At 48.4% G+C, this 14,077-nt stretch carries 16 protein-coding genes; 4 read left to right on the top strand and 12 right to left on the bottom strand.

Features of this window, described 5'->3' with window-relative positions; genetic code table 11:
• Positions 1 to 96 precede the first annotated feature (96 nt).
• From H8792_RS03830 to ccoS, 3 genes are read left to right on the top strand one after another with little or no spacing between them, the layout of a single operon-like run.
• The gene (locus tag H8792_RS03830; protein ID WP_185977613.1) at positions 97 to 633 is read left to right on the top strand and encodes a FixH family protein; all 537 of its coding nucleotides are present in this window, start codon (positions 97 to 99) and stop codon (positions 631 to 633) included.
• Positions 634 to 635: 2 nt separating this feature from the next.
• Entirely contained in the window at positions 636 to 3,116 is a 2,481-nt protein-coding gene (locus tag H8792_RS03835) for a heavy metal translocating P-type ATPase (protein WP_185977614.1), read from the top strand.
• 33 nt (positions 3,117 to 3,149) lie between these two features.
• Complete coding sequence (gene ccoS / locus H8792_RS03840; protein WP_185977615.1) at positions 3,150 to 3,386, top strand: cbb3-type cytochrome oxidase assembly protein CcoS; 237 nt, start codon at positions 3,150 to 3,152, stop codon at positions 3,384 to 3,386.
• Between the two features lie 3 nt (positions 3,387 to 3,389).
• On the opposite strand, the gene H8792_RS03845 is transcribed toward ccoS, so the two are convergent.
• The 11 genes from H8792_RS03845 to H8792_RS03895 all read right to left on the bottom strand — a co-directional run bounded on the left by H8792_RS03845 (position 3,390) and on the right by H8792_RS03895 (position 12,782).
• Entirely contained in the window at positions 3,390 to 4,313 is a 924-nt protein-coding gene (locus tag H8792_RS03845) for a patatin-like phospholipase family protein (protein ID WP_319558171.1), read from the bottom strand.
• A gap of 17 nt (positions 4,314 to 4,330) precedes the next feature.
• Complete coding sequence (locus H8792_RS03850; RefSeq protein WP_185977617.1) at positions 4,331 to 4,969, bottom strand: hypothetical protein; 639 nt, start codon at positions 4,967 to 4,969, stop codon at positions 4,331 to 4,333.
• Positions 4,969 to 5,562 carry a hypothetical protein gene (locus tag H8792_RS03855; RefSeq protein ID WP_185977618.1) on the bottom strand — a complete coding sequence of 198 codons (594 nt, stop codon included), beginning with the start codon at positions 5,560 to 5,562 and terminating at the stop codon, positions 4,969 to 4,971. The genes H8792_RS03850 and H8792_RS03855 overlap by 1 nt, the downstream gene beginning before the upstream one ends.
• Positions 5,563 to 5,707: 145 nt before the next feature.
• Positions 5,708 to 6,145, bottom strand: a complete 438-nt coding sequence (dtd, locus tag H8792_RS03860) for a D-aminoacyl-tRNA deacylase (RefSeq protein WP_185977619.1) — start codon at positions 6,143 to 6,145, stop codon at positions 5,708 to 5,710.
• Positions 6,142 to 7,107: a prolyl aminopeptidase gene (pip, locus tag H8792_RS03865; RefSeq protein WP_185977620.1), complete on the bottom strand. Its 966-nt coding sequence runs from the start codon at positions 7,105 to 7,107 to the stop codon at positions 6,142 to 6,144. The genes dtd and pip overlap by 4 nt, the downstream gene beginning before the upstream one ends.
• Before the next feature lie 142 nt (positions 7,108 to 7,249).
• Positions 7,250 to 9,067, bottom strand: a complete 1,818-nt coding sequence (gene typA / locus H8792_RS03870; protein WP_185977621.1) for a translational GTPase TypA — start codon at positions 9,065 to 9,067, stop codon at positions 7,250 to 7,252.
• A gap of 256 nt (positions 9,068 to 9,323) precedes the next feature.
• Positions 9,324 to 9,857: a YeeE/YedE thiosulfate transporter family protein gene (locus H8792_RS03875; protein ID WP_185977622.1), complete on the bottom strand. Its 534-nt coding sequence runs from the start codon at positions 9,855 to 9,857 to the stop codon at positions 9,324 to 9,326.
• A 5-nt stretch (positions 9,858 to 9,862) separates the two neighbouring features.
• Complete coding sequence (locus tag H8792_RS03880) at positions 9,863 to 10,351, bottom strand: YeeE/YedE family protein (RefSeq protein ID WP_185977623.1); 489 nt, start codon at positions 10,349 to 10,351, stop codon at positions 9,863 to 9,865.
• A gap of 226 nt (positions 10,352 to 10,577) precedes the next feature.
• On the bottom strand, positions 10,578 to 10,979 hold the full coding sequence (locus tag H8792_RS03885; RefSeq protein WP_185977624.1) for an SCP2 sterol-binding domain-containing protein: 402 nt from the start codon (positions 10,977 to 10,979) through the stop codon (positions 10,578 to 10,580).
• A 360-nt stretch (positions 10,980 to 11,339) separates the two neighbouring features.
• On the bottom strand, positions 11,340 to 12,533 hold the full coding sequence (locus H8792_RS03890; protein ID WP_185977625.1) for a hypothetical protein: 1,194 nt from the start codon (positions 12,531 to 12,533) through the stop codon (positions 11,340 to 11,342).
• Between the two features lie 75 nt (positions 12,534 to 12,608).
• Complete coding sequence (locus tag H8792_RS03895; protein WP_185977626.1) at positions 12,609 to 12,782, bottom strand: hypothetical protein; 174 nt, start codon at positions 12,780 to 12,782, stop codon at positions 12,609 to 12,611.
• A gap of 179 nt (positions 12,783 to 12,961) precedes the next feature.
• Here H8792_RS03895 and H8792_RS03900 point away from each other — a divergent pair, with 179 nt between their 5' ends.
• On the top strand, positions 12,962 to 13,177 hold the full coding sequence (locus H8792_RS03900) for a YjfB family protein (RefSeq protein WP_185977627.1): 216 nt from the start codon (positions 12,962 to 12,964) through the stop codon (positions 13,175 to 13,177).
• A gap of 7 nt (positions 13,178 to 13,184) precedes the next feature.
• Here the strand turns inward: H8792_RS03900 and H8792_RS03905 are convergent, their stop codons facing one another.
• Positions 13,185 to 14,051, bottom strand: coding sequence for a LysR substrate-binding domain-containing protein (locus tag H8792_RS03905; protein ID WP_185977628.1), 867 nt, complete (start codon positions 14,049 to 14,051; stop codon positions 13,185 to 13,187).
• Positions 14,052 to 14,077 lie beyond the last annotated feature (26 nt).

Genomic DNA, 14,077 nt, shown 5'->3' on the forward strand with positions numbered 1-14,077 from the left:
CTTCTTAGATCAGGGCTTTTTTTATTTTTAAGGATTGCTGAACGGAGCTGGTTTTATACCTCTGTTTACAGTGATCTCTCAAGTTGGGAGACTGATGTGGCTCAACCGCTAAAACAAGACCAGAAGCAAGATCAGCGCGATTGGAGCGTTGCCTGGAAAAACCCTTTCGTGATTGCCTGGGTAGTGATCTTATCGATCGTATTGACGGTTAATTTCTTTATGGTCAGTATGGCAATCGTTACCAACCCGGGGCTGGTGGTCGAAGACTTTTATGAGCAAGGTAAGAACATGGATAAAATTCTTGCCGAGCAGAAGCGCATGGATCAACTGGGCTGGCAATTACAGATCGATTTGCCTATCTTGAGTGAAGGGAAATCCGAGCATGTCACTCTGAAAGTTCTCGATAAGGATGGCCAGCCACTGGCTGTCGATAAGGCGACGCTTTTCTACTACCGTCCGTCGGACCGCCATCTGGACGGCAAAACCGAACTGACATCGGCCGGTGAAACAGGCATTTTCGAAACCGAATTCAGTCTGCCTAAGAAAGGAAAATGGGACTTGATTATGGAAGTAAACCGCGGTGAAACTCGTTTCAATGTCGGCCGTTCCATTATGGTTCAAGATCCTGAATAATCATGGCTGAAACTTGCTTTCACTGCGGTCAGGCGATTCCTGAAGGTGATCTGGTTTTAAAACCGATTAAAGGTCAGGAACGTACTTTCTGCTGCCACGGCTGCGCCTCCGTTTGTGAGGTGATTTACGAAGCCGGTATGGAGAGCTTCTATCAAAGAACGCCGGATGGCGAGTTGCTTTCCCCGCCTCCTGCGCCGAATAAAGATATCGAATTCTTCGATTACGACGAAGTTCAATCGCAATACGTCAGTAATTTGGGTGATCAGCGTGAAATCACCCTGATGTCGGAGGCGATCCACTGCGCTGCCTGCGTCTGGTTGATTGAACACACACTGGCGAAAATGGATGCGGTCTTAATGGCCCGCGTCAATTTCACCAATAAGCAGATCAAAATCCGTTGGGACAACAGTCGCTTGAAGTTGTCCGAGATTATCAAGAAACTCAACAGCATCGGTTACGATGCCACTCCGTACGATGCCTCAGCCAGTGAGGAAGCATTCCGTAAAGCCAATCGCGATCTTTTATATCGTCTGGGCTTTGCCGGTTTCGCGATGATGAATGTCATGTGGTTCTCGGTCGCACTCTATACCGGAGCCAGTACCGATCCTGAATATCGTAACTACTTCCATTGGTTGGAACTGATTATTGCCACCGTTACCCTTGGTTACTCCGGACAACCGTTCTTTAAAGGGGCTTGGACTTCGTTGAAAGGCCGCAGTGTCGGAATGGATGTCTCGATCAGTCTGGGCATGCTGACGACCTATCTATATTCCTGCTGGGTGACACTGCATCCGGAAAATGTCGGTGAAGTCTATTTCGATACCTTGATCGATTTTATGTTCCTGTTGCTGATCGGACGCTATTTGGAGGCGATTTCAAAAAACAAAGCGGTCGATGCTTCCAGACGCCTGATGGATTTGCAACCTAAGGTGGCACGGAAGGTGACCGAAGAGGGCAGTCAAATCGTTCCGGTACGCACCTTGACACGCGGCATGCAGATTCAGGTCAAGCCGGGAGAAAAGTTTCCGGTAGATGGAAGAGTGATTGATGGCCAGGCGATGGTCAATGAATCGATGCTAAGCGGCGAATCGCGTGAAATTCATAAATCGGTCGGTTCTAAAGTGGCTGCCGGAACGGTAAATATCGACGGTACGCTACAGGTTCAGGTTGACTCCATTCTTCAGGACACGCAACTTGGTAAGATTGTCTCTATGGTTGAAGAGGCACAGGGATCAAAAGCGCCGATTCAATGTACCGCAGACAAAATTATGCCGTGGTTTGTTTCGACGACCATCAGTCTGGCGGTCGCCAGTTTTGTGTTCTGGTTTTTCAATACCGGCATCGAATACGCGATTATGACCGCGACCGCGGTTTTGATTATCACCTGTCCGTGCGCCTTCGGTTTGGCAACGCCGATGGCGATTGCGGTTGCTTCCGGGGTGTCGGCGCGAAACGGTATTCTGGTTAAGAACGGTGCGGTGCTGGAAACCTTGCATCAGATCGATCATTTCGTATTCGACAAGACCGGCACTTTGACCGAAGGGCGCATGCAGTGGATCGCTTCGGAATGGAAGGAAGGTATCGACGAGAAGCAATTATTGCTTGAAGTCGGTTCGATCGAGCATCTTTCCGAGCATAGTATCGGTCAAGCGGTCAGTGAATCGATTGCAGCCAGATACGAATACAAAAATGCCGACTGGCTGAAAGTGGAAAATTTCAAAGCGGTTTCCGGAAAAGGGGTGGAAGCCGATATTTCCGGACGCAAATATGCGTTGGGTACGGCGCGCTGGTTGCGGGAAGAGGGGATCGAATTACCGGTTAAGCTGTTTGAAAAAGCGCAGCAGCATGCCGAGAAAGGTCAGACTGCGGTATGGATTGCCTGTAATGACGAAGTGGTAGGCGTCTTGTTCCTTGAAGATCAGATTCGAGCGGATGCCAAAGAGTTGATTGAACGTTTAAAAGCGCGCGGAAAGCGCGTCACTCTGCTGAGCGGAGACTTGCAGGTGGTTGCCGACCGAGTGGCGGAAAAGCTCGGCGGTATGGAAGTGATTGCCGAAGTTCTGCCGCAAGACAAGAATACGGTGATCCGTGATCTGCAAGCTTCCCGCAGCCAGGTGGCGATGGTCGGAGACGGTGTCAATGATGCTCCGGCACTGGTGCGAGCCAATGTCGGGATTGCACTTGGTTCCGGAACCGATGTTTCTATGGATAGCGCGGACATTGTTCTGATGAATAACGAGCTGCTGGCGGTCGATACCGCAGTGGCTTTATCCGAACGGACCCTGCGCACCATTAAACAGAATATTGCCAGTTCGATTACCTATAATTTGATTATGGTACCTCTGGCGATGACCGGAGTACTGACTCCGTTAATTGCGGCGATCACCATGCCTTTAAGCAGTTTGGTGGTAATCGGTAATGCGGCGCGCATTCGCAGTTTTTTCAGCGATCGTTCGGTTCGTCAAAGACGAGTAAACTCGTAAGCAGTTAATTTTCCGGCAATTAAGGAGACGATAATGGATGTAATCTATGGCTTGATCCCAATGATGCTGTTTTTCGGTTTCCTGGTGGTGGTGGTTTTTATCTGGATGGCGAAAAAAGGCTATTTTGATGATATGGATGGCCAGGCGAGTCGAATCTTAATGGACGACGACGATTTTGAACCGACGACATCACAGAGAAGCAAGCACGATAGTGGTGATGAATTGGTAGATAAAAGCGATTCGGTCGAAAAAGCGGATGCAGCTAAATAATCGTCAATCAGATAAGAAATCGAGTTGCTGACGAATCGATTTCTCTGCCCAATAGTAACCTGCCGGAATCAGCTGTTTGGCTTTATGGAAGTCGTGAGAACTGCAGATATTAGCCGGAATCTCGATCAGAATATCCGGCGGCGATCCCGCCAGTTGATAGCGTGCCAAAGTATCCTGCATAGCATTGAACATCCCAATCATAATGTCCGACAAGGACATATCGGTCGGATTCCTTTTTTCGACTTCTTTATGTTCCGAGCTGAAAATATCCTGAAGGTTCTGCAAGAAACGGTTGACCGTTGAGTTTTGCTGCACGTTTAGGGTTGATTCTGCGACGATATGAGGACGTTCTTCTCCAAAAGGCTGCTTGATTGCTCTACCGGATAAACTCACTGCCACGGTGATTTCATTGCCTTGCATCGACTTTGGCGGAATAGGCAACGGGTTTAGAATGCCGCCATCGACCAGAACCATGCCGTTTTTGACCAGTGGGGTGAAAATTCCAGGCACGGAAATCGATGCACGGATGGCATCAATCAGATCGCCTTGATTGATCCAAACTTCTTTTTGGCTAAGTATGTCTGAAGAGACTGCGCTGAAAGGAATTTCCAGAGACTCGATATCGATGTCGCCGACCCAATCGCGTAACTTGTCCATGATCTTGTCGCCTTTCACAAAGCCGTTGCTGGAGTTTAGAGACAGATCCAGAAAGCGCAGGACATCCAAACGATTGATTTGTGTTACCCAAGACTGATACTCATCCAATTTACCGGCCGCATACAGACCGCCTACAAGTGCGCCCATCGAACAACCGGTGATTCGCGTGATGTTCATCCCCTGCTCCTGAAGGTAGCGGATGACGCCGATATGACTTAGGCCTCTAGCTCCTCCGGAGCCGAGTATCAGATGAATGTTTTTGTTTTTCACGCCCATCCCACATCCTGTTATTTAACGGTATATTGCAGAGCCTCCGGCCCTTCCGGATCGATAATCATCTCCAGGCCTTTACGAGGGAAGAACCAGTGTTCCAAGCCGTCCGACTGGGTCTCTTTGTGTTCCGGTTCGCCGAAGCGCATGCTGATGGCTCGTTCGGTCAACTGTTTACGCGGTACCAGAGTCAGGCTTTGAATCGGGCGATCCATATAGTCGACGATATCGGAGTTATATAACTCGATCTCGCGTCCGCCGGAAGTGGTTGGAGAGATTTTTTTGCCCTTTAGATAAAGTGCGTTTAACTCTTCAGGTGTTACCTGCAGTTTTAGTGCCAGACCGGCCTTAATCGAACCGATATAGGCTACCGGAAAGAAAGCTTCCAGGCTTTTATTGCCTTCATGCTTGTCGGTGAAGAGTTTGACTTCGACATCCTTGCCGTACAGCAGCATGGCTTCTTTCAAAGAGGATTTGCCGATTACCAATCCGAGAGCGTGCAGATTTCCGTTGTTGTCGAAAGCGGCATTCCATGGCAGTTGTTGTTCATCGACCGCATCACGCTGAGGTTGAATAAGCAGCATCAGTGGAAAAATAATCACCGAGCCAAGAATAACAATCCAGAATACCGGCAGCTTTTTGGGTTGTTTGCTCATCAGGAGTCCATTTTCTTGCTGTTTGCATGCTGTACTTCATCGCTGCCTTCGCCCAGTTCGGCATTGGCGTCGGGGCCACGAGGTACAAGGCGCTCGATTTTCGGGTCCAGTATCCCTTTACCGGCGTCATACACCGAAATCCCGGTTTGCATAAAGGTGATTAGTACCGCAACGAAAATAACCACTGCCGCAAAGCGGATGGTGATAATCTCGCCCAACTGGGTTTGATTTCCTTCGGTCGAGAAGTCGTTCATGCTGAAACCGCCGGGAAAAATGGCATCGATAAGCAGATAGATCAATACCATGGCCAGAGCGACGCCATAACTGATCAAGAGAATGCGCCCGCGGCGCCAAGCCATGGTCCAGTGGGCAGCGACAAACCAGGAGTCTTGTTTCAGGGCCTTTTGCTTGCGCCAGTAGAGGTAATAGATCACCAGACTTGAAATAAGCGGTACCAGCAGCAATGCGATGGTGTCGCCGATTTCCAATACGATCATCGATAGAAACAGATGAGTGATGATGATATTGATATTAAAAATATGGTGCGGGTTTTTTGCGGCGCGAGTTTCCTCTTCAGTGACCTGATAGTGCATAGGGCGTCTCCATTGTCGAATACCATTGCCGGTCCGCATTTTGATGAAACATTTGCTAAAACAGCATAGCGGACAATTACGGATCGGTGCATTATACCAGCCAGTGCTTTTAAGAGCTTGAGAGAAATCAAGCCGCCAGATTGTTCTAGGTTTGTAACCAGAAAGTCACCGGGCCGTCATTGGTCAGGCTGACTTGCATATCGGCACCGAAGATGCCGCTGGCAACCAAGTCGTATCGGCTGGTTATCAATTCCATGAATTGTCGGAAGAGTTGTTCGGCTTCCGCCGGAGGGGCGCAGCTGGAGAAGCTTGGGCGTAAGCCGGATTGAGTATCTGCGGCAAGGGTAAATTGCGGCACCAGCAGAATACCGCCGTTCACCTGCTGCACATTCAGATTCATTTTTTGGTTTTCATCGGCAAACAGACGATAGTGCAGGAGCTTATGCGCCATCTTCTCCAGAACGGCCGGGTTATCTTGCGGCTGGAAGCCGACCAGAACGACCATGCCTTTTTCGATTGCTCCGACGGTTTTTCCGGCAATGTCTACTTTTCCGTTGAGCGAGCGTTGAATTAAACAGATCATAGCGCTTCGATCAATTCCTTGAACTGGTCGGTTGCATCGACCAGAGCCTGAGTGATTTCCGGTTCCATCGCCGAATGTCCGGAATGGTTGCAGATTTGCAATCTGGCGTTCGGGAGTTTCTCGTGCAGATCGAATGCCTGATTGATCGGGCACACCATGTCGTAGCGGCCGTGGATAATATGGATCGGCAGGTGTTTGATGGCGTCGATGTCGTCGAGAATCTGGTTTTTTTCGATAAAGGCCTGGTGATGGAAATAGTGGCATTCGATACGCGCGATCGCCAAGGCATTAAACGGGTCGCCGAAATAGTTGACGGTGTCTTCGTCGGTTTCCAGATTGCAGGTGCGTCCTTCCCACACCGACCAGGCTTCGGCGGCACGCATTCGGGCGACTTCGTCTTCTCCTGTCAGGGTTTCGTAGTAGGCTGAAACCATATTGTGGCGTTTTTTAGGGGCGATAGGGGCAATAAAGTCTTGCCAGAAATCCGGATAAAAACGGTCGGCACCGGCTTGATAGAACCAGGCGATGTCTTCGTCGCGGCACAAAAAGATTCCGCGTAAAATCAAACCGTAAACTCTTTCCGGATAGCTTTCCGCATACAGTAGAGATAAAGTCGAACCCCAAGAGCCACCGAACAGCAGCCATTTATCAATGTTCAGGTGACGGCGAATCTTCTCCATATCTTCGATCAGATGCGCCGTTGTATTCTTGCGCAATGAAGCATGCGGACGGGAACGGCCGCAACCGCGTTGGTCGAAAAGAATGATTCGATAGGCGTCAGGATCGAAAAAGCGCCGATGAGACGAGTTGTAACCGGCGCCGGGCCCGCCGTGAATAAATACCACCGGAATGCCTAAAGGGTTGCCGCACTCTTCAACATGTAACTGATGGGTGCTATCGACTTGCAAACTGTGCTGAACATAGGGTTCGATCGGCGGATAAAGGCTGGATTGAACGTTCATGCATGTCTCCGTTAAAAAGATGTCTTAATTGGCCGAATAAACGGCGTCTTTTTTCACCAGTTTACCCGAAAACAGCGGGTTCCGGACACAAAAAAGCCGGTGATTGGCACCGGCTTTTTTGTGATCGATTCGCAATAATTTATTACTTGCTGCGAGACGCACGCTTACGTTCGTTCTCGGTCAGAAGTTTCTTACGCAAACGGATGCTTACAGGAGTTACTTCGACCAGTTCATCGTCATCGATGAATTCCAACGCTTGTTCAAGTGAGAAGCGGATTGGTGGAACCAGGTTCAGAGCTTCATCGGTACCGGCGGCACGGATGTTAGTCAATTGCTTCCCTTTTAAAGGGTTGACCGTCAGGTCGTTCGCACGGCTGTGCAGACCGATGACCATCCCTTCGTAGACTTCTTCACCGTGACCGATGTATAGACGTCCACGATCCTGTAGGTTGAATAGCGCGTAAGCCAAAGCTTTACCCTTATCGATCGAGATCAGAACACCGTTGTTACGCTCACCGACCGAACCGGAGAATTTAGGGCCGTAGTGCGAGAAGCTCGAGAAGATCAAACCGTTACCCTGGGTTGCAGTCATGAATTCGGTACGGAAACCGATCAAACCGCGTGAAGGGATAATGAAGTCGACACGTACACGACCGTGTCCGTCCGGAACCATGTCTTGCATTTCCGCTTTACGCATCCCCAGTTTTTCCATGATGGTACCTTGAGTTTCTTCCGGTACATCAACGGTCAGGGTTTCGTAAGGTTCCTGGATTTCACCGTCGATTTCACGGAAGATAACTTCCGGACGGGAGATTCCCATTTCAAAGCCTTCACGACGCATGGTTTCAATCAATACCGACAGGTGAAGTTCACCACGGCCGGAAACACGGAATTTGTTAGCGTCTTCAGTGTCTTCTACACGCAAAGCAACGTTGGTTAGCAATTCTTTATCCAGACGCTCACGGATTTGACGAGAGGTCAACAGTTTACCTTCCTGTCCGACGAACGGAGAATCGTTAACCTGGAAAGTCATGCTAACGGTCGGCTCGTCAACTTTCAAAGGATCAAGCGCTTCTACATTTTCCGGATCGCACAGAGTGTCGGAGATGTTCAGAGGATCAAAGCCGGAGAAAGCGATGATGTCACCTGCGTGAGCCGCGTCGACATTGACTCGGTCCAGACCGTGGTAACCGAAAATTTCACCGAACTTACCTTTACGGGTTTTGCCTTGTGCATCGATGATGGTGACCTGCATGCCCACTTTAGCGGTACCGCGTTTGATACGACCGGTTCCGATAACCCCTTTATAGGTGTCGTAATCCAAAGAGATACATTGCAATTGGAAAGGTCCTTCCAGATCAACTTCAGGAGCAGGAACTTTTTCGATAATGGTTTCGAATACAGCAGTCATGTCGCCTTCGCGCACGTCTTCGTCAAAACCGGCAAAACCGTTCAAGCCTGAAGCGTAAAGTACGTCGAAATCCATTTGCTCATCGGTTGCGCCCAAACGGTCGAACAGGTCGAAAGTCTGGTCCAGTACCCAGTCAGGACGTGCACCAGGGCGGTCGATTTTGTTGATAACGACGATTGGTTTCAAACCTTGTTGCAACGCTTTTTCGGTTACGAAGCGGGTCTGTGGCATAGGCCCTTCAACCGAGTCGACCAGTAGCAGTACCGAATCAACCATCGACAGGATACGTTCTACTTCTCCACCGAAGTCGGCGTGGCCCGGAGTGTCCACGATATTGATGCGGTAGTCGTTCCATTTGATCGCGGTGTTTTTCGACAGGATGGTAATACCACGCTCTTTCTCCAAGTCGTTAGAGTCCATGACGCGTTCGCCTAGATCCTTACGTTCGTCCAGAGTGCCTGACTGTTTTAGAAGTTGGTCAACTAAGGTGGTTTTACCGTGGTCAACGTGGGCAATAATGGCGATATTGCGAATGTTTTGCGTTGTCATGGGATGATTTTGCTCTCTATGAAATACGATTTAGGGCATCCACCGGCAAAAAGAGCTTGTCGAAGAATCGGTTTCCGCGCTAAGAAATTGAAAAAGAAGGGTATTATAATGAAATCTTTGCAGATTTATAGATTTATCGACGGATTTTGGGTAAAGAAAGCCCGAAAGAAAATTAAATAGGAAATAAATCAAAAACTAAGCGAAAGGCTGCGACCGGGGAGAATCGGCCGCAAAATTCAGGCGAAACGAATTTTTGTTAATCTTTCAAGACATCGCCGTAACGCCCCTGGCTGGCGATAAAGGTCTGCAACACGCCGTAAGCCATGGTGCCGAGAAGCAGCCCGATCAAGGTGAACAGCGCACTAATTTTCCCTTCGCCGAGCATGGCAGGCACGGTTCCCGGGCAGGATGCAGTCATCGCCCAGCCGATTCCGAACAGGAATGCGCCGGCAATCAGACCCTGCTGGTATGGCTTCTTAACGAAATCCACCTCGGTACCAGTGGTAATTGAATTGATATGGAACTTTTTCAATAAAGAGACGCCGATCATGGCGACGACAACCGCTGTTCCAATGACTTTCATCAACTGCAGGTCAGTTAGCAGAAACATTTCGGCGTGATAATCGAAGGTAGTTGCGCCAGCATGACTCATTAAATAACCGAACAGGATGCCCATAAACAGGCTGAGAATATTCGCTCTATAGGCATAACCAAAGGAAATGATCGTCAGGCGGATGCTGGTCAACCAAGAATAGCGATGTTGCGGGTTTTTCTCTTCTTGCTTGCTCATGCTTGTCAGGTTCCAAATAGTAGTCGTGTCGCAAAAAAGGCGCTGGCAAAAAAGACCAAACCGGCCAACAGGCTTGGTGGATTAAGCATGGCGCCGCCGACGAGGGCGTGTCCGGTTGTGCAGGCTCCGGCAAGTCGAGCGCCGAAACCGAGTAGCATGCCGCCGAAGATCAGCCAGATCGCTTTGGCTGCCGCTGACTGCGGCAGAATCTCATCGTACATTCCCATGTCGAAACTGATGTGCCAGGCGTCAGGCGAGTGCATTGCGCTCAGGAAACCGCCGATTGGAATGCCGATCAAAAACCATAGTTTGATATTGTTTTTATTGCTGTATTCGCCTTCGTGGTAATAGCGCACTCGGCGGCACAATAGACCACAAACGTTGCCGTATCCCGTAGAACAGCCTGCCGGCTTACCAATCAGCCAGAAGTGTAAGACCACAAATAAGCCGATCGCCAGTCCTGCCAGCCAGCCTGACCAGACCTGTATTTCCATAATTATTTCCCTTGAAAACCAATGCGTAGAATTACGTCAGATTGGCTATTTTCAAAGCTTTTCTCAGGTGAGTCAAAACAGGTATTTTACTGGGCTGATAAGAAATGCTTATCTATATTGATAGTTATTAACTATCAGGGCGCGTTTACGCGTTTCAGAGCGGATTTTGGAGGGAAAGGCCCGTTTACGAAAACCGGTTTCAGCGGTTTTCGATGCGGAAAATCGTTTAAACGTCGATTTTAGTCATTAAGGCGAAGCTTTTGATAAATGGACCAGCCATGCTCGGGTTTTTAATCATGGCACCGAAGTCGCCTTTATTGAATTTTAGTTTACCGGTGGCAACCGCCATACCCATGGAAGTCATACCCAACGGTTTTTTTACCCATTTTCCCCAGTTGTCGGCATCGGCACGCATGTCCCAATCGGCTTCCTCACCGTTCCAGCTGCCGGCGCGCACGCATTCACCGTTTTCAACTACGAAAACACCGGTTGGGTTCACTTCGTTTTTGAATCCACAGGTAATGGTAGAGCTGAAGTTGATTTCCGCAAGTTTGTTTTTTACTTCCGGTTCAGCATTCCATTGATCTTTTAATCCATTCATCCAGTTATCGGAAAAAAGTTCAGTCATTTTGTCTGTCTCCCAAGTTTTATTATTGATTTTTGACTTAGCTTTTTGATCGAGTCGATATTTAAAGGCTGTCGGCTATTAATGATTTTTTGCCGATAGCTCAGAGCATCCTCTCTTTTGAGTCGAACGCCGACGATGGTAATGGGTTGGCAGGCCGCTGAATAATAGGATTTGTTTATCTATAGTTCATTTTTTTAGCGGGTTGCTTGGGGTTTGCAACTATTTAAATTATTGAATTGTATTGATTAATTGGTATTTTTTGTTTTATCGGAAAGGGGGTGATTCCCCCATGAAAATATGATGAGTAGTTATTGAATATTTTTATAACTGTATAGCGTTTTAAACTTATTTGGTGTGAATTTACGGTTTTTTTGCGGTTTCTTTAAAAGTTGGAAGCTCCAGACCCCAGATCGATTTGAAGATCCGGTAGAGCATCCACCAAAAGAGTAGCGGTAAAAGAATCGATTTGAGTAGCAGTAAAGTCAATAATTGCAACGTGCTGTCGACAAATTGTTCGATGTTTTCGCTTAGTGCGATTACTTTCTGTTTTAGATCGAGACCGCTAGTGGCGCTACCGAACCAGTCGCCGACACCACAAGATTCGCCACGGGCTTTTTTCTGTAGACACTGCAACTGTTCTTCGGTTTCGCCCAGATGGGAATCCAGGCGATTTGTCTGACTTTTGAGTTCTGCCTCCTGGATTTGCAAAGCGTTCATGTCCTGATATAGGGCGTTAAGTTCGGCATCCTCGCTATAGAAGCGTGAAATGGTACCAAGTTGATTTCGTCGGTCACGGATTTTCTGATTCTGCAGTTCGATCCGGGTTTGCAGGCTGGCTTGTCGGCTGTTGAGTCTGGCCCGTTGTTGGGAAATGGTTTCAATCTGCTGCTGCAAGTCCTGCTGCTGTTGCTGATTCGCTTCATTGCCGTCTTTAACCAGGTTTGCTACGTTGTTAAGTTGCTTTTGATAGGTTTGCATGCCTTGATAGCTGTGTTCGCTCTGCTGATGGAGAAACAGCTGGTCGACACCGGTATTGGCGATAATGACCAAGGCAAAAGCCAAGCGGATAAAGATGAGGCTGATTAAAACTTTAAAACTCAAGTCTCTCAGCAGGATCTTTTTAAATGCGCTTGCAGCCATGAAAAGTATTGCCGACAGTAGTAGCAAAACCTTAAAAATTCCGTGTGAAGAGATTAAAAGTAGAATCTTCTGTAATGCCAGAGAAGCCAGGGCGATACTGATCACGTCGGAAAAACGTTCGATCAGATCGTTGACCGGGTCGAGCACCTCGCCGATGTCCAGAGAAACAAAGAAAACCGAAACCTGCGTGGTCTGCAGAACTGAGACCAGAGCATTGATTCCGCGGGCGGTTGCGTAAATGGCTCCGCTGTTAAAGAGTGCGGTGTCGATATATTCCTCGGCTTTGCTATCCAGCCAAGGCGCCAGTGAAACTACGATAAGCAAAGCAAACAGGGCGACGACTGATAATGGAATCTCCTGTAAATACCCGCGGAATTTGAGGGCGAGAGACTGAGGGTTCAAATCGGTTTGCATAGGCCGCCGCAAATCTAAAACGAGAATTGAGAGTTTATGATTGTACTATCTTGTCTCTGCGAGAGTGAATGCTCTTTAGTCGTTTCGGGAAGGTTTTCGGGTTGCATAATAAGCTAGAGGAATCGCCAAAGGGCCTAAAATCGCTGCCATAATAATCCACAACTTGCGGTTTCCGCCTCGCACTTTGGCAATCTGGTAGCAGATGAAAATACTGGAGATGCTGATGATTAGCAATAAATAAGTGATCACCTGATTTATTCCTCACAATGTTTTGAAACTTTCGACTATTTTAAGTCTTATTCTTTCAATGGAGAAAGCGCCTGAAAGGAGTAAATCGGGAGGTAATAACTGATTTACTTCTCAAGAAATCGGTTGGGCGGCCGATTAATTATCTTAGATGTTAAGCAAAACAGTGTTGAGAAGGTTTTATGGATATTTCAGGTGTTTCGGCAGCAGGAGCGGTCAGTGCGGTATTAGCCCAACAGCAGGTGTATACGCAGGAGCAGGCAGGTGTCTCCATGCTTAAAAAGTCGCTCGATATGCAATCGCAAAATGCGTTAACTCTGATTCAGTCGATTCCGCAGGCTTCATCAACCCAGGGTCTGCCGCCAAATCTAGGCAATAACATCAACACCACTGCCTAATCACAATCTAGCGTATAAAAGCCCGAATCCAGTGTGTGTTATGGCCTAATTCGGGTAACAGTAGCGATAGTGGACGGATGATTTGCTGCTCTTCCATCAAGCTTTTCCAACGAATGCTCGGAGGTAGGGTTTCCACCGCCATCTTTGAAACCAGAGCGATTCCCAGTCCGACACGGACCGCTTCCTTGATCGACTCGGTGCTGTACAGTTCAATGACCGGTTCAATTTCCAGATCCAGGCGTTTAAACGCCAGTTCAATCATCTCTCTGGTTCCTGAACCCTGTTCACGCAAAATCAGCGGATATTCGCTGACCGATTGCAGAGTAATCTTGTCTTGTGCTACAAGCGGATGATGTTCCGGCATAATCGCAATCAGCTCGTCTTGTTGCCAGGTTGTCGGATAGTAGCCGGTATTGCGGATACCCTGTACCCGGCCTTCCACAAATGCGGCGTCCAACGTTGTCAGGCTGTTTAGAATTTTCTGGGTATTTCCAATCTGCACATCCACCTTAATCAGCGGGTAGTTCTGATGAAAACGGGCGATCAGGGTCGGCAAGGCGTAATTAGCAATCGTCGTCGAAGCACCGATTTTCAGGGAGACTTCCTGATCATATTCCATCTGCATGCGGAAGGTTTCTGCATCGATTAAAAGTTTCGCCTGACGCTGCGCATAGGGTAGTAATGATTGTCCCAGCTCCGTCAGTTCGATTCCCATGCCTTTGCGCACATACAAAGATTGCGAAAAGGCTTCCTGTAGAGCTTTCAGCTGGCCAGAAATGGCCGGTTGCGAACGGTGCAAAGCTTCGGCGGCAAGGGTGATGTTTTTCAATTCCGCTACCTTGGCGAAGGTGAGCAGATAGCTGGCTTTAATCATCAGAAAAACCGATATTTAGGATAAGT

This window comes from Thiomicrorhabdus heinhorstiae, assembly GCF_013391765.2.
GTDB classification, from domain to species: Bacteria; Pseudomonadota; Gammaproteobacteria; order Thiomicrospirales; family Thiomicrospiraceae; genus Thiomicrorhabdus; species Thiomicrorhabdus heinhorstiae.